The following is an 18,260-nucleotide window of genomic DNA, read 5'->3' as shown; positions in this document are numbered from 1 at the left end:
TCATTGATCATACCTGTTTTTGATAACTGGAATGAATAATGAGCAAGTATTTAGTGATTTTTTTTTCGTTGATTTTAACTGCTTGTGATCCTAAAAATAATAATGCTTTTCAGGTACAGCAAGATTTAGTCAGGCACTCACTGGCTAATATGGTGGAGGTTAAGGGGGGTACATTTAAAATGGGTGACTTTGGTCCTTTAATAAATGACAGGCGACCTATCTCATTGGGCGATGATGATAAATTTTTGCATGATGTCACGTTAAGTGATTTTAGCATTGGTAAGTATAAGGTGACCTGGAAGGATTATAAAGTTTATGCAAAGTTAAAAGGCATAGTTATTCCAGATGTAGTTTATCTTTATCAAAGTGATTTAAATAAAGTTAGAGCGGATAATATGCCTGCTTCACTGAATTGGCAGCAGGCTAAAAATTATTGTCAATGGTTAGGTAAAGCAACAAATAAAAAAATTGATTTACCCACCGAAGCTCAATGGGAATATGCTGCGAGGGATGGTGGTAAACTTGTGATTTATGCAACAAATAATGGAAAGTATGAGCCAGGTAAAAACCTTGCCTCATCAAAACAAAGAAGAGAAATGACAGATACAATAATAAATTATCCTGTAGGTAAGTATCCATCAACACCATTGGGCCTCTATGATATGGCAGGTAATGGAGTGGATTGGACACAAGATTGGTATTCGGAAAATTACTATGAAGTTTCGCCAAGAAAAAATCCTAAAGGCCCTGATTCTGGCACTAAAAAGGTGATTAGAGGATATCAAAGTGGCGGTGATGAATATTCAAATCAAACTGTTTTTCGTCAGTATGAGGATCCAGCATTAGGTGGAAGTAAAGAAGTATTACCTTATTATAATGCCCGTTGCGTAGTTAATAAGTAAAGGGATTTAAACGGAATGTTAGGGGTAATACAATGCGTAATTTTTATATGATTCTTTTGACATTATTGTTGAGCGCCTGTGATAGAACAGATGATAAAAAAGTAGAGGCGTATCATAATCTAATTGTTTCTTCGCTGGCTAATATGGTTAAGGTCAAAGGTGGAACGTTTGAAATGGGGGATTTTGGCCCATTAACTGATGAAAAATTGCCCATTTCACTTGGCGAAGATGATAAAGTGCTGCATAAAGTTACGCTCGATGATTTTAGCATCAGTAAATACAAAGTAACCTGGCAGGATTATGATGTCTATTTACAAGCGAAAAACCTGTCACGGCCTGATTTGCCGCCAGGCAATGAAGACGACGGGGAGAAATTGCAGGCACCCGATATGCCTGCTGCTTTAAACTGGCAACAGGCTCAGGATTATTGTCACTGGTTAGGTGAAGTTTCTGGGAAAAAAGTAGGCTTACCCACTGAAGCACAATGGGAATATGCTGCCCGTGATGGTGGTAAATATGTAATTTATGCTACGGATAACGGGAAGTATGAAGAGGGAAGGAATGTTCCTTCAACCGAACAGCGTGAAGAAATGACCTGGGAAATGTTCAATTATCCCGTAGGGAAATATCCACCTACGCCATTGGGTTTATATGATATGGCCGGGAACGGAGTGGACTGGATGCAGGATTGGTACGCAAAAGACTATTATTCCCACTCAGCTAAGAAAAACCCCACAGGCCCTGAAAATGGAACCAAAAAAGTCATAAGAGGTTATGAGGGTGGAGGCGGTGCTTTGAGTAATCAGACCGTATTTCGTAATTCAAAGGATCCTACCCTTGGCAACAGAAGTTGGTACTTACCCTATTACAATGCACGCTGTGTAATGAATAATTAGGCACTTGCTTATCCTGTTAATAGATAGGTTTCAATTTCACCTCTCGCACGCTTGCTGATTTCTCTTTCTTAATATGTCTTCCGTGAAATAGACAGTACCTACCTCAACAGGACTTTTCATATTCCATGAACAAATCCACACGAAAACGTGTTCGCCGTAAGTGGTTAAAACGCAAGCAGCGCGAGCAGCGTATAGACCTACGTATTATGCGCGGGATCTTTTTTGGCGCACTGATAGGTATCCTGTTTTTCGGCTTTTTTGGCGTGAGGGGGCTTTGGCACTCATGGCACCAAATGATGTACTGGCAGAAAACCGAAGGTGTGATTGTCGATTACATTGAAAGGACACGTTGGAAGACAAAAAGCGACGGTGACTACTCCTGCGAAAATGACGTCTGTTACTTTGGCTCCGAGCGCGTCACTCGCATCCCGATTGTGGAATATCACTCGGCAGATGGTCAGCTCCGGCGCGTCAAAACGAGTGCTAACAGTTGGCTCGTCAGCGTTCAACGCGGTAATCATGTCACCCTCTACTATGATCCACAACACCCTGAAAATGCGCGGATGCTGTCGTTTTCCGGCGAGTTAGTAATGCTGGCAGGCTTGCTGTTGCTGATTGTGTTTCTGGTCAGAGTGATGCGGGCGACGCGTCACTCTATCAGCGCGCCCAATCCTGACAGTAAGGCGTCTTTATAATCGTATTCATCGTTTGCACGAACCCTACGGTCCTCGAACCGCTATTCACCTTTTCAGATTAAACACCATCATGATGTTACAAAAACTGATTCAACGCTGCTTCGGGCAGCGCGATGCCGATCAACAGGCGCAACAGCAGCTTGCAGCGTGGCAGCCGTGGCTGCAACCCATTAGCGCATCCTCTCCCGTTGGTGAAGACCCTTCGTATGAAGATGATTTCCAGCTGATGCGCGAAGAAGTTAATAAACTCTCTGGCGTGGATACCGCACTGATCGCGCAACTGGCGGAAAAACAGCTGACGCAGCAGTGCAAGGATGTCCGTGTCGCCACCTATTACTGCTGGGCGAGATTGCATCAGCAGGGCGATGCCGGGCTGGCGGCAGGCATCACGCTGCTGTCCGGGCTGGTGGCAAACTTTGGTGAGCAGCTGTTGCCCGCCAGAGGCAAAAGCCGTAAGGTCGCGCTGGAGTGGTTGGCGGGGAGCAAAGTCCAGGACAGCCTTTCGCTGTTTCCGGAGGCCAATCGCGAGGCAATAGAACAAGCTATCGCCGCACTCGGTCTGCTCAACAGCCAGTTTGCCACGTGGGAGGCAACCAATCAGCCCGATCTGGATGGGCTGGTCAAAATGCTGGAAACCCGTCTGCAACTGGCGGGCGGTGCCAGCCAACAAAGCCCACAGGGTACACCCGGCGCAGAGTCATCGACGGCGGCAGTACAGAGTGCGCCGGTTGCCGTGACCCGGATTCAGTCGGGCCGTGATCTGCTCGATCAGGCGCGAGAATTGACCCGTTACCTGCGCGACCAACCTCAGGGCTGGCTAGCCAGTTCGCGCATGATGCGCAGCGTGCGCTGGGATACGGTACATCAGCTTCCGGCACAGGATAGCAGCGGCAATACACGCCTGATCCCGCCGCGTAGCGAACTCCGCGCCCAGCTGAAACGCTTGCATCTGCAACAGAGTTGGATGGAGTTGCTGGAGCAAGTGGAACGCATGTTTATCGAAGGCGTGAATCACTTTTGGCTGGATCTGCACTGGTATGCCAATCAGGCGCTGAGTAAATCTGGCCATCCCTATTCGCAGTGGGCGGAAATCGCCAAACGCGACCTCGGCATGTTCCTCGAACGGTTACCCGAGCTGGAAAACCAGCGCTTCAACGATGGCACCGCCTTCGCGGATGACACCACGCGCCAGTGGATTGCCCAGCACGTGCAGGGTAATCAGCCGCGCTGGCAGCCGGAAACGCGCGTGGTCAGCAGCGGCGCAGGTTATGACATCACCGCGCTGGAAGAGGAGGCTCTGACCCGCGCTGATAGCGATGGCCTGGATGCGGCGCTGCGCTGGATCAGTGACGCGCCGGAGGTCAGCACCCGTCGGGAGCGCTGGTTGCAGCGCTTGCTGATGGCGCGGGTGGCGGAGTCATGCGGCAAAAATGATATGGCACAGCATCTGCTGAGCGAACTGGACCGGGGCGATCAGTCGCTGCGTCTGGATCAGTGGGAACCCACGTTGTTGTTTGAGGTGAAAGCACGTTTGCTAAAGCTGCTGCGCCTGAAACTGCAACGCAGCGAAGGAGATAAAGCCGCGCTATCAAGACAAATCGACGCACTGCTGGCGGGCCTGGTCGCCATCGACCCAGTGCAAGCGGCGGTGCTGTTTAACACCTGATACGACAAGAACCAATGAGGTTTACATGGATGACTTAACGCTGCGCTATTACGAAGCGGAAATGCGTTATCTGAAAGAGGCCGCACACGAGTTTGCCCAAGCGCATCCCGATCGTGCCGCGATGCTGAATCTGGACAAAGTGGGTGACCGCGACCCTTACGTGGAACGTCTGTTTGAAGGTTTTGCCTTTTTAATGGGCCGGCTGAGAGAGAAGCTGGATGATGACCTGCCAGAACTCACCGAAGGGTTGGTCAGCCTGTTGTGGCCGCACTATCTGCGTACCATTCCATCTTTATCAATTGTCGAACTGGCGCCGCAGCACCGGGCGATGAAAGTCAGTGAAACCCTCGACAGCGGCTTTGAAGTGATGTCGCAACCGGTGGGCAGCAAAGGGACGCGTTGTCGTTATCGCACCACGCAGCCCATGACCCTCAATCCGCTGACGCTGAGCGATGCCTCGCTACAAACCGAGGCAGATGGACGTTCGATGATCCGTCTGCGCTTTGATTGCAGTGCTTTAGCAGACTGGCGTGAAGTGGATTTGAGCGCTTTGCCACTCTATCTCAATGCCGATACGCCCGTGTCTTCTGCACTGCACCTGGCGCTGACCCGACAGACCCACGCGATTTATCTGCGCTACCCCGGACAGCCAGTACCGGATCGTCGTCGACTGAACGGATATTTTTCGCCAAAGGGTTTTGCCTCAGAAGACTGTCTGTGGCCGAAAAGCGACACCGCATTTAGCGGCTACCAACTGCTGTTGGAGTACTTCACCTTTCGCGAGAAGTTTATGTTTGTGGCGCTTAATGGCCTCGAACAGGTGCTGCTGCCCGCCTCATTGCCGTGGTTCGAAATCGATATTGTATTGAGCGAGCACTGGCAGTATGACCTGCCATTTAACCGCGACAGCTTCCGCCTGCACTGTGTGCCCGTGGTGAATCTGTTCACGATGGATGCTGATCCGCTCACCATCACCGGGCTGGAAAACGAGTACTTGCTGCGGCCACTGCGCGTGCAGGATGGGCACACCGAAATTTATTCGGTGGATTCAGTACGATCCTCTAAACGTGCCAACGAGCAGGAGTATGTGCCTTTCACCAGCTTCCGCCATCGTGGCGGGATGCTACGGCACAATGCGCCAGAGCGTTATTTCCACACGCGCGTGCGACGCGGGCCATCCGGTTTGCACGATACCTGGATCATTCTCGGTGGCGACGCGTTTGAGGACGACAAGCAACAGGCGGGCGAAACCCTGTCGCTGCGCATCACCGGCACCAACGGTCAGTTACCGCGCAAAGCGCTGCGCAGCACCTTACTCGACACCGCGTTGCAAACTACCCAGGTGCCGCTGCGGGTGCAAAATCTCTGCGCGCCTACGCTGCCATGCTACCCACCGGCAGAAGATCGTTTTCACTGGCGCATTCTGAGTCACCTGGGATCGAACTTCCTCAGCATGATGGACAATGCCGAAGTGCTTCGCGGCACGCTGGCGCTGTATGACTGGACCGACAGCGAGATGAACCGTCGCCGTCTGGAAGCCATTGTGGAAGTGAAACATCATCTGATTCAGCGCTTTGAACAGGGCTTCTTGCTACGCGGCGTGGATATCGAAGTGACCCTCAACAGTGATGGCTTCAGCGGCGAGGGCGATATCTGCTTGTTTGGCGAGATGCTGAATCAGTTCTTTGCACGTTACGCTGATATCCATCTTTTCAATCAGTTGACCTTGATATTGCAACCAGGAGGACGATGCCTGCGATGGAAAGAGAATCACAGTCAGCGCATTCCGGGGTGATTGCGCGGGTCGCGCCGGTGATCCACAAAACCAATTTTTATCGTTTCTGCCAGTTGGTGGAAAATGCCAACGCCGGTGCTGCGCCACTGGGATCGACCTCATCGCCCGCTGACGATCCGCTGCGTTTTCGACCGCATCCGGGTATGGGCTTTCCCAGCAGTGAGATGAAACGTGTCGAGTGGGGAGAAACCCCCGATCAGTTGCCTTCGGTGCGCACCACCTTCCTGGGCTTATACGGCGTGGACTCGCCACTACCCACGCGCTATCTCGATGACATTGCCCAGCGGCGCGAAGGGCATCAGGCGATTGAAGGCTTTCTGGATATTTTCAACCACCGCATGCTGACGCAGTTTTATCGCATCTGGCGCAAATACTCTTATCCCGCCAGCTATGAAGCGGGCGGCAGCGATGCCACCTCACAGTGTTTGCTGGGGTTGATCGGCCTGGGCATTCCGGGATCGGCCCGCAAGATCGCCACGCCCATGTCGCGCTTTCTTGCGCTCCTCAGCACCATGCGATTGCCAACGCGCACCGCTGAAGGTGTGCAGTCGCTGGTGACGCTGCTGGCCCCGCATACGCGTGCGCGGGTGATCGCCCACTGGCCGCAATCGGTGCCGCTGGCGCAACCCGCCAGCTTTAATCCGCAGCGGCGCACCTTACTGTCACAGCGCCAGGTGCTGGGCAAAGTGGGCGTCGATGCCAACAGCCAGCTGCTGCTCAAGCTCTATACCGCTGATGCCGAAGAGGCGCGCGGCTGGCAACCCGGCGGTCAACTGCACAGCGACCTGCTGGTGCTACTGCGGGTTTACCTTGGCTGGCGCTGCAGCGCCAAACTCCAGCTGACGTTACCGCACAGTGTACTGCCCGATGCCCGGCTGCAGCGTCACCATGTGCAGTTGGGGCGCAGCGCGATTCTGGGCTTCAGCGCCAAACGTAAGCCGGCATCGCTGCCAGACAACATCACGATAAACCTGGATGTCTACCAGGGACTGACTCCTAATCCTGTTCAACGAGAGGCCATTGATGGCGGTTATCAATTTTAAATTCGCGGCAGTCACGATGATTGGCGCGGCACTGCTTAGCGGTTGTGGTTTAACGCAGAGCGTTTCCGAAGGCACGGCTTCAATGACGCGTTCCATCTTCTATAAGAAGATCACTACGCTGCATCTCGATTTCACCACGCGCAGTGGCGTTAACAGCGATGAAGGTGATGTGCCACTCGCCACGCTACTGCGGGTCTATCAGCTGAAGGATCGTCAGGCGTTTGATAAAGCCGATTATCAGACGCTGTTAACCCAGGCGGATAGCACGTTAAAAGGCGACCTGCTGGCGCAGCGGGATGTGACTGTGATGCCGGGCGGCAGCGTGTCACTGGATGTGCCGATGGATAAAGAGGCCAAATACGTTGCCGTGGTCGGCTTGTTCCGCTCGCCTGATTTGCAAAAGAACAGCTGGCGTTTAGTGCTGGATCGCAACGATCTCGACGCCGATGATGCGCGAGTGATCGTGCTAGGCAATGGCGATTTAGCGCTGAAGCACAAGGAATAGCGATGAATCCTTCGCTGTATGAAATGCTCTCCTTCAACTTTGAGGGGGAGTTAGATCTGAATCAGGTGGATGAGCGGGAGCAGGTGATCCTGTCGGTGCTGGATAACATGCAGCGTATTCTTAACAGCCGCGCCGGATCGCTGGCGCATCTGCCTGATTATGGCCTGCCGGACATGAGTGTGATCCTGCAGGGATTGCCCGCTACCGCGCATCGGCTGATGGCGATCCTGCGCTACACGCTGCTGAAATATGAGCCCCGCCTTAAAGAGGTCCAGCTGACCTTAATGGAACAGCGCACACCGGGACATCTGCGCTATACGTTAGAAGCTGAGTTGAAGCAGGTGGGACTGGTGCGCTTTGGCACCGAGTTTATGCCCGAAGGCCGCGTGCTGGTGCGCCATCTACGGCAGAAAGGGCATTTGCGCTAAAGGCAAGCGTGATAAGTCACGCCGCTACGGTTAACTGTCGGTGGTTCGTTCAGGTCGCCATGGGGGCGACCTGCTTTCCATGAGTACAGAATGTGCGCGCCAGACTACTGCTCGCGGCGCTTAAACACCAGCTCGTTACCCTTGCTCTCGTCAGCTGCAAAGAAGTAGCCATCCACATCAAACTCTTTAAGCTGCTCTGGCTTGCTCAGGCGGTTTTGAATCACGAATCGGCTCATCAATCCACGCGCTTTCTTAGCGTAGAAGCTGATGACCTTAAACTTGCCGTTCTTCTCATCAAGGAACACCGGCTTGATCAACGCTCCGTTCAACTGCTTCGGCTTCACCGCTTTGAAGTACTCATCGGACGCCAGGTTGATCAGCACCTCATCGCCTTGCTCGGCCATCGCGTCATTGAGCTTCTGCGTCAGTAAATCGCCCCAGAAACCGTAGAGATCTTTCGCTGCCGGGTTGGCCAACTTGATGCCCATCTCCAGACGGTAAGGCTGCATCAAATCCAGCGGGCGCAGCACGCCGTATAAACCAGACAGCATGCGCAGGTGCTGCTGAGCGAAATCAAAATCTGCCTCACTGAACGTCTCTGCCTGCAAACCGGTGTAGACATCACCTTTAAACGCCAGAATCGCCTGACGTGCATTGTCGAGCGTGAAGGGCGGCTGCCACTGGTTAAAGCGATCGGCATTCAGATGCGCCAGTTTGTCGCTGATGCCCATCAGCGAACTGATCTGCGCGGGTGAGAGATCGCGCGCAACATCGATCAGCTGTTGTGATTTTTCTAACAGGGTTGACTGCGTAAAGCGCTGTGTCGCCAGCGGGCTTTCAAAATCCAGTGTCTTCGCTGGCGAGATAACCATCAGCATCGTGTTTGTCCTTGTTGACCCGCCTGTTTACAGGGGATTGGTGGGAATTAAGTTGCGACGAGTGTAGCAAAAAAGCTGCACGGATCGGCAAATCACTCCCATTTGTCGGCGCTATCGTAATGAGGCACTTCGTGATGTTGCGCACTGATTTGTGCGTGATATTATCCCAACAGCCTTTTACACCCTGACAGTCAACCTAAGAGAAAGAGAACCATGACGGACAAACTTACTTCCTTGCGTCAGCTGACTACTGTGGTCGCCGACACCGGTGATATCGCGGCGATGAAGCTTTATCAGCCGCAAGATGCGACCACCAACCCTTCTTTGATCCTCAACGCCGCTCAAATCCCTGAATACCGCAAACTGATTGACGAAGCCATTACCTGGGCACGTCAGCAGAGCAGCAACAAAGAAGAGCAGCTGGCACTGGTTTCTGACAAGCTGGCCGTTAACATTGGTCTGGAAATTCTGAAACTGATCCCAGGCCGTATTTCTACTGAAGTTGACGCACGTCTCTCTTACGACACCGAAGCGAGCATCGCGAAGGCGCGTAGCCTGATCAAACTGTACAACGATGCGGGCATCAGCAACGACCGTATCCTGATCAAACTGGCTTCAACCTGGCAGGGCATCCGTGCTGCTGAGCAGCTGGAAAAAGAAGGCATCAACTGTAACCTGACCCTGCTGTTCTCCTTCGCGCAGGCGCGTGCATGTGCAGAAGCGGGTGTGTTCCTGATCTCACCATTCGTGGGCCGTATCCTCGACTGGTACAAGCAGAACACCGACAAGAAAGAGTACGCTGCGCACGAAGATCCAGGCGTAGTGTCTGTTTCTGAAATTTACAGCTACTACAAGCAGCACGGTTATGAAACTGTGGTAATGGGTGCCAGCTTCCGTAACGTCGGCGAGATCATTGAGCTGGCCGGTTGTGACCGTCTGACCATCTCACCGAACCTGCTGAAAGAGCTGGCAGAGAGCGAAGGTGCGGTTGAGCGCAAACTGAGCTACACCGGTGAAGTCAAAGCGCGTCCAGCGAAAATGACCGAAGCTGAGTTCTTCTGGCAGCACAACCAGGATCCAATGGCCGTGACCAAACTGGCTGAAGGTATCCGCAACTTTGCCATCGACCAGGGCAAACTTGAGAAGATGATCGCCGAACTGCTGTAAGGTGATTGGCCGTGGCGGCACCGGTCGCCACGGTATTACGCTTTTCCCTCGCCTCCGCTTTGTATTATCCTCTTTGCATCCCCCTTTTTTTGCCGCCTTGCGGTCAACCACAGCGATAACTCAATGGATACTTTACGTATTGGATTAATCTCCGTTTCCGACCGTGCTGCTAACGGCATTTATCAGGATCAGGGCATCCCGGCACTGGAGAGTTGGCTTGCTGCCGCGCTGACCACGCCGTTTGAAATCGAAACCCGTCTGGTGCCAGATGAGCAGCCAATGATTGAGCAGGCCATCTGCGAACTGGTCGATGAGCTGTTTTGCCATCTGGTGCTGACCACCGGCGGAACCGGACCGGCGCGCCGTGATGTCACTCCCGATGCCACTTTGGCGGTGGCCGACCGTGAAATGCCGGGCTTCGGCGAACAGATGCGCCAAATCAGCCTGCAATTTGTGCCCACCGCGATTCTCTCGCGCCAGGTAGGGGTGATCCGTAAGCAGTCTCTGATCCTCAATCTGCCGGGGCAGCCAAAATCCATTAAAGAAACCCTTGAAGGACTGAAAGCGGAAGATGGCACAGTAAAAGTGCCCGGCATTTTCGCGGCTGTACCTTATTGTTTACAGTTGCTGGAAGGGCCCTATGTGGAGACCAATCCTGAAGTGGTAGCAGCATTCCGCCCTAAAAGCGCACGTCGTGAGACAAACGTCTGAAAATCACCGTTTTGAGGCATAAAATCTAGCGATACTGGTGTGGCAAATTATTGACGGTATAGTAAGGCCAGCTTTACAACTATTCTGAATTTGCCTCTGGATACCGCACGATGATGGATGCACATACGACGCGTCGACTTAACGGACAGGATTACAAAACTCTGTCGCTGGCTGCTCTTGGTGGGGCGCTGGAATTCTACGATTTTATTATTTTCGTTTTCTTTGCTGCCGTGATTGGCGAGCTGTTCTTCCCACCCGACATCCCAGAGTGGCTGCGTCAGGTTCAGACGTTTGCCATTTTTGCCGCCGGTTATCTGGCGCGTCCATTAGGCGGCATTGTCATGGCGCACTTTGGTGACAAAGTCGGGCGCAAGAAGATGTTTAGCCTGAGTATTCTGCTGATGGCACTGCCGACGCTGGCGATGGGGGCACTGCCGACCTATGCCAGCATCGGTATCGCCGCGCCGTTACTGATGCTGCTGATGCGCGTACTGCAAGGTGCCGCGATTGGTGGAGAGGTGCCAGGTGCGTGGGTCTTCGTGGCGGAACATGTGCCGGAAAAACGCATCGGCTTTGCCTGTGGCACGCTGACCGCCGGGTTAACTGCCGGAATTTTACTCGGCTCGCTGGTGGCGACGGTGCTGAACACCACACTTTCACCGGCTGCGATTCGCGATCACGGCTGGCGCATTCCATTCTTCCTCGGTGGCCTGTTTGGTTTACTGGCGATGTATCTGCGCCGTTGGCTGCACGAAACGCCAGTGTTTCAGCAGATGCAGCAGCGCAAAGCGCTGTCTGAAAAGCTGCCGCTGCAAACCATCCTCGCTAGCCACAAACGCGGTATTGTGATCTCAATGTTGCTGACCTGGCTGCTCTCTGCCTGTATTGTCGTTGTCATTCTGATGGCGCCAACCTTGATGCAGAAACAGCATGGCATCCCTGCGGCATTAAGTCTGCAAGCCAACAGTGTCGCCACCATTATGCTGCTGTTTGGCTGTGTGATAGCGGGCTGGCTGGTGGATCGCTTTGGTGCTCCGCTGACGCTGATTATCGGCTCTTTGCTGCTCGCTATCTTTAGCTGGAACTTCTTCCATCAACTCGGTGGTTCACCGGAGATGCTGTTTGTCTGGTATGGACTGGCGGGATTGAGTGTTGGCGTGGTGGGTGTGGTGCCCTTTGTGATGGTTAAAGCCTTCCCGGCAGCGGTACGTTTCACCGGCATCTCCTTCTCTTACAATGTGGCCTATGCGATTTTCGGTGGTCTGACGCCAATCAGCGTGACGTTAATGATGCAGCTAACGCCGATGGCTCCAGCATGGTATGTGCTGGCGCTGGCACTGATTGGCCTATTGGTTGGACTCTGGTTGCAGAGTGAAAAGCAGCGCGAATCCATACTGAATCAAGTGAATGTGTAATCAAAGGCGCGTAAGCGCCTTTTTCATTTCCGCATTTTTTTAAAATTATTTTAGTTTTAACCCTTGATGCGCTCTGAAGCGGCCCCATTTAGTTGTCATCGAGTGATGTCAGGCAGCAAAAAAATGCCTGACACAGCAGTTGAAAAAAGCCAGTTTGGCCGCATCTCTGCTAACAACGCTAATTGACAAGAATTTAAGTGGGAGACGTTTAGATGGGTAAGATTATTGGTATTGACTTGGGTACAACCAACTCATGTGTTGCGGTTATGGATGGTGGTAAAGCACGTGTGCTTGAAAACGCCGAAGGCGATCGCACCACACCGTCAATTATTGCATATACACAGGATGGCGAAACTCTGGTTGGTCAGCCGGCTAAACGTCAGGCGGTGACTAACCCGCAGAATACCCTGTTCGCAATCAAACGCTTGATTGGTCGTCGTTTCCAGGACGAAGAAGTGCAGCGTGATATCAAAATCATGCCGTACAAAATCATCGGTTCTGATAACGGCGACGCATGGCTGGACGTGAAAGGCCAGAAAATGGCACCGCCGCAGATCTCTGCAGAAGTGCTGAAAAAAATGAAGAAAACCGCGGAAGATTTCCTCGGTGAAGCGGTAACCGAAGCGGTTATCACTGTTCCAGCTTACTTCAACGATGCACAGCGTCAGGCAACCAAAGATGCCGGCCGTATCGCGGGTCTGGACGTAAAACGTATTATCAACGAACCAACCGCAGCGGCACTGGCTTACGGTTTGGATAAAGGCCAGGGCAACCGCACTATCGCGGTATACGACCTGGGCGGTGGTACTTTCGATATCTCTATCATCGAAATCGATGAAGTAGATGGCGAAAAGACCTTCGAAGTTCTGGCAACCAACGGTGATACTCATCTCGGTGGTGAAGACTTCGACAGCCGTCTGATCAACTACCTGGTGGCAGAATTCAAGAAAGATCAGGGCATCGATCTGCACAACGATCCGCTGGCAATGCAGCGTCTGAAAGAAGCCGCTGAGAAAGCGAAAATTGAACTGTCTTCTGCACAGCAGACCGACGTCAACCTGCCGTACATCACTGCAGATGCGACCGGTCCTAAGCACCTGAACATCAAAGTGACCCGTGCGAAACTGGAATCACTGGTTGAAGATCTGGTGACCCGCTCTATCGAGCCACTGAAAGTTGCGCTGCAGGATGCAGGTCTGTCTGTTTCTGACATCAACGACGTGATCCTCGTCGGTGGTCAGACACGTATGCCAATGGTTCAAGCCAAAGTGACCGAATTCTTTGGTAAAGAGCCACGTAAAGACGTGAACCCAGATGAAGCGGTGGCTGTTGGTGCTGCGGTTCAGGGGGGGGTATTGGCGGGTGAAGTGAAAGATGTTCTGTTGCTGGACGTTACCCCACTGTCACTGGGTATCGAAACCATGGGCGGCGTGATGACGGCGCTGATCAGCAAGAACACCACTATCCCAACCAAGCACAGCCAGGTGTTCTCAACCGCTGAAGATAACCAGTCTGCCGTGACCATTCACGTGCTGCAGGGTGAGCGTAAGCGTTCGGGTGATAACAAATCACTGGGCCAGTTCAACCTCGACGGTATTCAGGCTGCACCGCGCGGTATGCCGCAGATCGAAGTCACCTTCGATATCGATGCCGATGGTATCCTGCACGTGTCTGCGAAAGACAAAAACAGCGGTAAAGAGCAGAAGATCACCATCAAAGCTTCTTCAGGTTTGAACGAAGAAGAGATCGAAAAAATGGTGCGTGACGCGGAAGCTAACGCTGAGTCTGACCGTAAGTTCGAAGAGCTGGTACAGACCCGTAACCAGGGTGACCAGATTGCTCACAGCACCCGTAAGCAGTTGGATGAAGCCGGTGACAAACTGTCTGCTGAAGACAAAGCACCGATCGAGTCTGCACTGACCGAGCTGAACACCGCGCTGAAAGGCGAAGACAAAGCAGACATCGAAGCCAAAATGCAGGCTCTGATGGAAGTTTCAAGCAAACTGATGGAACTGGCACAGCAGCAAGGCCAGGCGGGCGCAGCAGATGCGGGCGACGCTTCAGCAAAGAAAGATGACGATGTTGTCGATGCTGAATTCGAAGAAGTTAAAGACAAAAAATAATTGCCCCTGACCGGGCACAACGGCTGGCCTGACAGTCGTTGAAACCAGCACGGGCGTAGGAGATCTCTCCACGCCCGTGCGATCATGTTAAGGGCAGAACAAATATGGCTAAGAGTGATTTATACGAGATCTTAGGCGTCTCTAAATCCGCAGATGAGCGTGAAATCAAAAAGGCCTATAAGCGCCTGGCGATGAAATACCATCCGGATCGCAATCCGGACAATAAAGAAGCCGAAGCGAAGTTTAAAGAGATCAAAGAAGCCTACGAGATCCTGACCGATGCGCAAAAGCGTGCGGCCTATGACCAGTATGGTCATGCAGCCTTTGAACAAGGTGGCATGGGCGGCGGTGGATTTGGTGGCGGTGGCTTCGGCGGCGGCGGTGCTGATTTTAGCGATATCTTTGGCGACGTATTTGGCGATATTTTTGGTGGTGGACGCCGTCAGCGTGCTGCCCGTGGCGCCGATTTACGCTACAACATGGAGCTGTCGCTGGAAGAAGCGGTACGCGGCGTGACCAAAGAGATCCGCATTCCAACCCTGGAAGAGTGCGACGTTTGCCACGGCAGCGGTGCCAAAGCGGGTACGCAGCCACAGACCTGTTCGACCTGTCATGGTGCGGGCCAGGTGCAGATGCGCCAGGGCTTCTTTACCGTGCAGCAGGCGTGTCCGACCTGTCACGGTCGGGGTTCCGTGATCAAAGATCCTTGCAACGCCTGTCACGGCCATGGTCGCGTGGAGCGTCAGAAAACCTTGTCGGTGAAAATTCCGGCAGGCGTTGACACCGGTGACCGTATTCGTCTGAGCGGTGAAGGTGAAGCCGGTGAGCACGGTGCACCAGCAGGCGATCTCTACGTTCAGGTTTCAGTGAAGAAACACCCAATCTTCGAGCGTGAAGATAACAACCTGTACTGCGAAGTGCCGATCAACTTTGCCATGGCCGCGCTGGGTGGTGAGATTGAAGTACCGACCCTGGATGGCCGAGTTAAGTTGAAAGTGCCGTCGGAAACCCAAACCGGCAAGCTGTTCCGCATGCGCGGTAAAGGCGTGAAATCGGTGCGTGGCGGTGCAGTGGGTGACTTACTGTGTCGTGTGGTGGTGGAAACTCCGGTTAGCCTCAACGACAAACAGAAAGCGCTGTTGCGTGAACTGGAAGAGAGCTTTGGTGGCCCAACGGGTGAGAAAAATAGCCCGCGCTCCAAGAGTTTCTTTGACGGTGTGAAAAAGTTCTTTGACGATCTGACTCGTTAATCGGGATGGTGGTTCACAATGAAGCGGAGAGGAGACTCTCCGCTTTTTTTATGCCTGCACGTTAATAGATCGATTTTTCCGATCTATAAACGAGACATAAGCTGCTTTTAACGAGGTATGTCCGCCGCTACACTAGCCGTCAAAATTGTCCTGCTCAGGAGGAGTTGTGAACAAACCTCGTAGTATTCGAAGCTTGTTGAAAAGCTTTATCTCCAGCGATGCCAGCACCGGCATTGTATTAATTCTGGCTGCTGTAGCGGCCATGATTCTCGCGAATAATCCTTCTACCGCGCAAGGCTATCAATCGCTGTTGGCGGAGCCGGTGCAAATTCGCTTCGGCGCGTTGGATATTAGCAAAAACCTGTTGCTGTGGATTAACGATGCCATGATGGCGCTGTTTTTCCTGGTGATTGGTTTGGAAGTCAAACGTGAGCTGATCACCGGTGAACTGGCAAGCCGTGATCGCGCCATCTTCCCGGTGATTGCGGCACTTGGCGGCATGGTCGCGCCCGCATTGATTTTCCTCTACTTCAACCACGGTGACGAGATCGCGCGTAATGGCTGGGCGATTCCGACCGCAACCGATATTGCCTTTGCGCTCGGTGTGCTGGCGTTGCTGGGCAGCCGTGTACCTACAGTGCTGAAAGTCTTCCTGATGGCACTGGCGATTATTGACGATCTCGGCGCTATCGTGATTATCGCGCTGTTCTATACCAGCGATCTTTCTGTGCTGTCGCTTAGCGTGGCGGCAGGCGCGGTTGTGTTGTTAGCGATCCTGAATCGCTGCGGCGTGCGTAACATCGCAGTCTATATGCTGGTGGGTATCGTGCTGTGGACGGCGGTGCTGAAATCGGGTGTCCATGCCACGCTGGCGGGTGTGATTGTCGGCTTCTTTGTGCCACTGGAAGAGAAGGAGGGCCACTCGCCTGCAGAGCATTTGGCACACGGATTGATGCCGTGGGTGAACTGGTTGATTCTGCCGCTGTTCGCCTTTGCCAACGCCGGGATTTCGTTGAGCGGCATTACCTTTGGTGATGTGCTGTCACCGGAGCCACTGGGTATTATTCTTGGTCTGCTAATTGGTAAGCCATTAGGTATTACGCTGTTCTGCTGGCTGGCGGTGAAGTGGCGGCTGGCCGTGTTGCCGAACGGCACCAGAATCCGCGATATCATGGCGATTGGCGTGCTCTGTGGCATTGGTTTCACCATGTCGATATTTATTAGCTCGCTGGCCTTTGATGCCGCTCATGAGCAACTGGTGACCTTCTCCAAACTCGGTATTCTCAGTGGTTCGCTGTTGTCGGCAGTGATTGGCTACACACTGCTGCGCATCAAACTGCGCTAACAGGGAAGGAGGCGAAAGCCTCCTTTTTTTATGATTCAGCTCAACTTTAATCATCTCTATTATTTCTGGCAGGTGTGTAAAACCGGCTCGGTGGTGCGTGCCGCCGATGTACTGTGCCTCACACCACAAACGGTCACCGGGCAAATCAAAGCACTGGAGTTGCAGTTAGGGGGCGCGCTGTTTCGTCGACAAGGGCGCGGTTTAGTGCCTAACGAGCTGGGTCAGCTTGTGTTTCGCTATGCCGATCGCATGTTCATGCTCAGCCAGGAGATGCTGGATATCGTTAACTACCGCAAAGAGTCTCACGTGCTGTTTGATGTGGGCGTGGCGGATGCGCTGTCCAAGCAATTAGTGAGCAAAGTACTGGAAGCGGCTGTGGTCTCGGATGAGAGCATTCATCTGCGCTGTTTTGAGTCAACGCACGAGATGCTGCTGGAGCAGTTAAGCCAGCACAAGCTGGATATGATCCTCTCTGATTGCCCCATCGACTCGACGCAACAGGAAGGGCTGTTTTCGGTGAAGCTCGGGGAGTGCCCTATCAGCTTCTGGTGCAACGACCCCCTACCGGATCGCCCGTTTCCCGCTTGCTTAGAGCAGCGCCGTTTGCTGCTCCCGGGGCGTCGATCGATGTTGGGGCGCAAGTTACTGAACTGGATTCACCATCAGGGATTGCAGGTCGAGGTTCTCGGTGAGTTTGATGATGCGGCATTAATGAAGGCCTTTGGCGCGCAAAACAACGCGATTTTCGTGGCGCCGACGCTGTACGGCTCAGAGAGGTATCACGACAATTCGATTCGTGAGATAGGGCGGTTAGAGGCGGTCATGGAGGAGTATCACGTGATCTTTGCCGAGCGCATGATTCAACATCCGGCGGTGCAGCGCATCTGCAATCGGGATTTCAGCGACTTGTTTAATGCGAAATAGCAGGCATAAAAAAACCGGCTAAGCGCCGGTTCTTTCGACAAAGCGATAACCTAACAGGCGATTAAGCCAGTTTGGTGATCTGTGCAGCCAGGTTTGCTTTATGGCGTGCAGCTTTGTTTTTGTGGATCAGACCTTTAGCAGCCTGACGGTCCACGATTGGTTGCATTTCGTTGAATGCGTTCTGCGCAGCAGCTTTGTCGCCTGTTGCGATAGCCGCGTATACTTTCTTGATGAAAGTACGCATCATTGAACGGTTGCTTGCGTTATGCTTGCGACGTTTCTCAGATGTTACGGCGCGTTTCTTAGCTGATTTGATATTAGCCAAGGTCCAACTCCCAAATGTGATCTATATGGACAAATCAAAGGCCGAGGACTATGCCTTTTGCGCCTTCTTTTGTCAATGGATTTGTGCAAATAAGCGTCGTTTTAGCAACGGCGCTTGATTACGTAATTGATGGCGCAGGATTCTACCAGCAACCCGTCGCTGAATACAGTATTTCGCACTAAAAATCTTCAT

The 18,260-nt window shown here is 52.8% G+C and carries 17 protein-coding genes; 15 read left to right on the top strand and 2 right to left on the bottom strand.

The features are described 5' to 3' along the window. The first annotated feature begins 38 nt into the window (after positions 1–38). The 8 genes from LK04_RS15700 to tssE all read left to right on the top strand — a co-directional run bounded on the left by LK04_RS15700 (position 39) and on the right by tssE (position 7,930). A complete protein-coding gene (locus tag LK04_RS15700) occupies positions 39–902 on the top strand; it encodes a formylglycine-generating enzyme family protein (RefSeq protein ID WP_039329439.1) in 864 nt (287 codons plus the stop codon). Positions 903–934: 32 nt separating this feature from the next. Further along, on the top strand, positions 935–1,798 hold the full coding sequence (locus tag LK04_RS15695) for a formylglycine-generating enzyme family protein (RefSeq protein ID WP_039329437.1): 864 nt from the start codon (positions 935–937) through the stop codon (positions 1,796–1,798). A 125-nt stretch (positions 1,799–1,923) separates the two neighbouring features. Then, entirely contained in the window at positions 1,924–2,493 is a 570-nt protein-coding gene (locus LK04_RS15690) for a DUF3592 domain-containing protein (RefSeq protein WP_039329435.1), read from the top strand. Positions 2,494–2,566: 73 nt separating this feature from the next. Continuing rightward, positions 2,567–4,159, top strand: a complete 1,593-nt coding sequence (gene tssA, locus LK04_RS15685) for a type VI secretion system protein TssA (RefSeq protein WP_081998075.1) — start codon at positions 2,567–2,569, stop codon at positions 4,157–4,159. Between the two features lie 25 nt (positions 4,160–4,184). Then, on the top strand, positions 4,185–5,954 hold the full coding sequence (tssF, locus tag LK04_RS15680; protein ID WP_039329432.1) for a type VI secretion system baseplate subunit TssF: 1,770 nt from the start codon (positions 4,185–4,187) through the stop codon (positions 5,952–5,954). Further along, a complete protein-coding gene (gene tssG, locus LK04_RS15675; RefSeq protein WP_039329576.1) occupies positions 5,918–6,997 on the top strand; it encodes a type VI secretion system baseplate subunit TssG in 1,080 nt (359 codons plus the stop codon). The genes tssF and tssG overlap by 37 nt, the downstream gene beginning before the upstream one ends. Beyond that, complete coding sequence (tssJ, locus tag LK04_RS15670) at positions 6,978–7,502, top strand: type VI secretion system lipoprotein TssJ (protein WP_039329430.1); 525 nt, start codon at positions 6,978–6,980, stop codon at positions 7,500–7,502. The genes tssG and tssJ overlap by 20 nt, the downstream gene beginning before the upstream one ends. Positions 7,503–7,504: 2 nt before the next feature. After that, positions 7,505–7,930 (top strand): type VI secretion system baseplate subunit TssE, encoded by a 426-nt coding sequence (tssE, locus tag LK04_RS15665; protein ID WP_182059038.1) that lies wholly within the window; start codon positions 7,505–7,507, stop codon positions 7,928–7,930. 104 nt (positions 7,931–8,034) lie between these two features. Here tssE and yaaA read toward each other — a convergent pair whose 3' ends face one another. After that, positions 8,035–8,808, bottom strand: a complete 774-nt coding sequence (gene yaaA / locus LK04_RS15660; RefSeq protein ID WP_039329428.1) for a peroxide stress protein YaaA — start codon at positions 8,806–8,808, stop codon at positions 8,035–8,037. A 213-nt stretch (positions 8,809–9,021) separates the two neighbouring features. Between yaaA and tal the strand changes: the two genes are divergently transcribed. From tal to nhaR, 7 genes are all read left to right on the top strand, one after another. Next, positions 9,022–9,975, top strand: coding sequence for a transaldolase (gene tal / locus LK04_RS15655; protein WP_039329426.1), 954 nt, complete (start codon positions 9,022–9,024; stop codon positions 9,973–9,975). A gap of 123 nt (positions 9,976–10,098) precedes the next feature. Next, the gene (mog, locus tag LK04_RS15650; protein ID WP_039329424.1) at positions 10,099–10,686 is read left to right on the top strand and encodes a molybdopterin adenylyltransferase; all 588 of its coding nucleotides are present in this window, start codon (positions 10,099–10,101) and stop codon (positions 10,684–10,686) included. Positions 10,687–10,799: 113 nt separating this feature from the next. Continuing rightward, positions 10,800–12,101, top strand: coding sequence for an MFS transporter (locus LK04_RS15645; RefSeq protein ID WP_039329574.1), 1,302 nt, complete (start codon positions 10,800–10,802; stop codon positions 12,099–12,101). A gap of 212 nt (positions 12,102–12,313) precedes the next feature. Further along, a complete protein-coding gene (dnaK, locus tag LK04_RS15640; RefSeq protein ID WP_039329423.1) occupies positions 12,314–14,224 on the top strand; it encodes a molecular chaperone DnaK in 1,911 nt (636 codons plus the stop codon). Positions 14,225–14,328: 104 nt separating this feature from the next. Beyond that, entirely contained in the window at positions 14,329–15,474 is a 1,146-nt protein-coding gene (gene dnaJ / locus LK04_RS15635; protein ID WP_039329421.1) for a molecular chaperone DnaJ, read from the top strand. 166 nt (positions 15,475–15,640) lie between these two features. Then, positions 15,641–16,819: a Na+/H+ antiporter NhaA gene (nhaA, locus tag LK04_RS15630; protein ID WP_039329419.1), complete on the top strand. Its 1,179-nt coding sequence runs from the start codon at positions 15,641–15,643 to the stop codon at positions 16,817–16,819. A 30-nt stretch (positions 16,820–16,849) separates the two neighbouring features. Next, the gene (nhaR, locus tag LK04_RS15625; RefSeq protein WP_039329417.1) at positions 16,850–17,743 is read left to right on the top strand and encodes a transcriptional activator NhaR; all 894 of its coding nucleotides are present in this window, start codon (positions 16,850–16,852) and stop codon (positions 17,741–17,743) included. A gap of 61 nt (positions 17,744–17,804) precedes the next feature. Here nhaR and rpsT read toward each other — a convergent pair whose 3' ends face one another. Next, on the bottom strand, positions 17,805–18,068 hold the full coding sequence (gene rpsT / locus LK04_RS15620) for a 30S ribosomal protein S20 (RefSeq protein WP_034826107.1): 264 nt from the start codon (positions 18,066–18,068) through the stop codon (positions 17,805–17,807). Positions 18,069–18,260 lie beyond the last annotated feature (192 nt).

The organism is Pantoea vagans (assembly GCF_001506165.1).
Lineage (GTDB): Bacteria > Pseudomonadota > Gammaproteobacteria > Enterobacterales > Enterobacteriaceae > Pantoea > Pantoea vagans_C.
This window is presented reverse-complemented; position numbering and strand designations above follow the sequence as displayed.

Coding starts and splice junctions, on each gene's coding strand:
- LK04_RS15700 (WP_039329439.1), top strand. CDS start 39: ATGAGCAAGTATTTAGTGATTTTTTTTTCGTTGATTTTAACTGCTTGT.
- LK04_RS15695 (WP_039329437.1), top strand. CDS start 935: ATGCGTAATTTTTATATGATTCTTTTGACATTATTGTTGAGCGCCTGT.
- LK04_RS15690 (WP_039329435.1), top strand. CDS start 1,924: ATGAACAAATCCACACGAAAACGTGTTCGCCGTAAGTGGTTAAAACGC.
- tssA (WP_081998075.1), top strand. CDS start 2,567: ATGTTACAAAAACTGATTCAACGCTGCTTCGGGCAGCGCGATGCCGAT.
- tssF (WP_039329432.1), top strand. CDS start 4,185: ATGGATGACTTAACGCTGCGCTATTACGAAGCGGAAATGCGTTATCTG.
- tssG (WP_039329576.1), top strand. CDS start 5,918: ATGGAAAGAGAATCACAGTCAGCGCATTCCGGGGTGATTGCGCGGGTC.
- tssJ (WP_039329430.1), top strand. CDS start 6,978: ATGGCGGTTATCAATTTTAAATTCGCGGCAGTCACGATGATTGGCGCG.
- tssE (WP_182059038.1), top strand. CDS start 7,505: ATGAATCCTTCGCTGTATGAAATGCTCTCCTTCAACTTTGAGGGGGAG.
- yaaA (WP_039329428.1), bottom strand. CDS start 8,808: ATGCTGATGGTTATCTCGCCAGCGAAGACACTGGATTTTGAAAGCCCG.
- tal (WP_039329426.1), top strand. CDS start 9,022: ATGACGGACAAACTTACTTCCTTGCGTCAGCTGACTACTGTGGTCGCC.
- mog (WP_039329424.1), top strand. CDS start 10,099: ATGGATACTTTACGTATTGGATTAATCTCCGTTTCCGACCGTGCTGCT.
- LK04_RS15645 (WP_039329574.1), top strand. CDS start 10,800: ATGGATGCACATACGACGCGTCGACTTAACGGACAGGATTACAAAACT.
- dnaK (WP_039329423.1), top strand. CDS start 12,314: ATGGGTAAGATTATTGGTATTGACTTGGGTACAACCAACTCATGTGTT.
- dnaJ (WP_039329421.1), top strand. CDS start 14,329: ATGGCTAAGAGTGATTTATACGAGATCTTAGGCGTCTCTAAATCCGCA.
- nhaR (WP_039329417.1), top strand. CDS start 16,850: ATGATTCAGCTCAACTTTAATCATCTCTATTATTTCTGGCAGGTGTGT.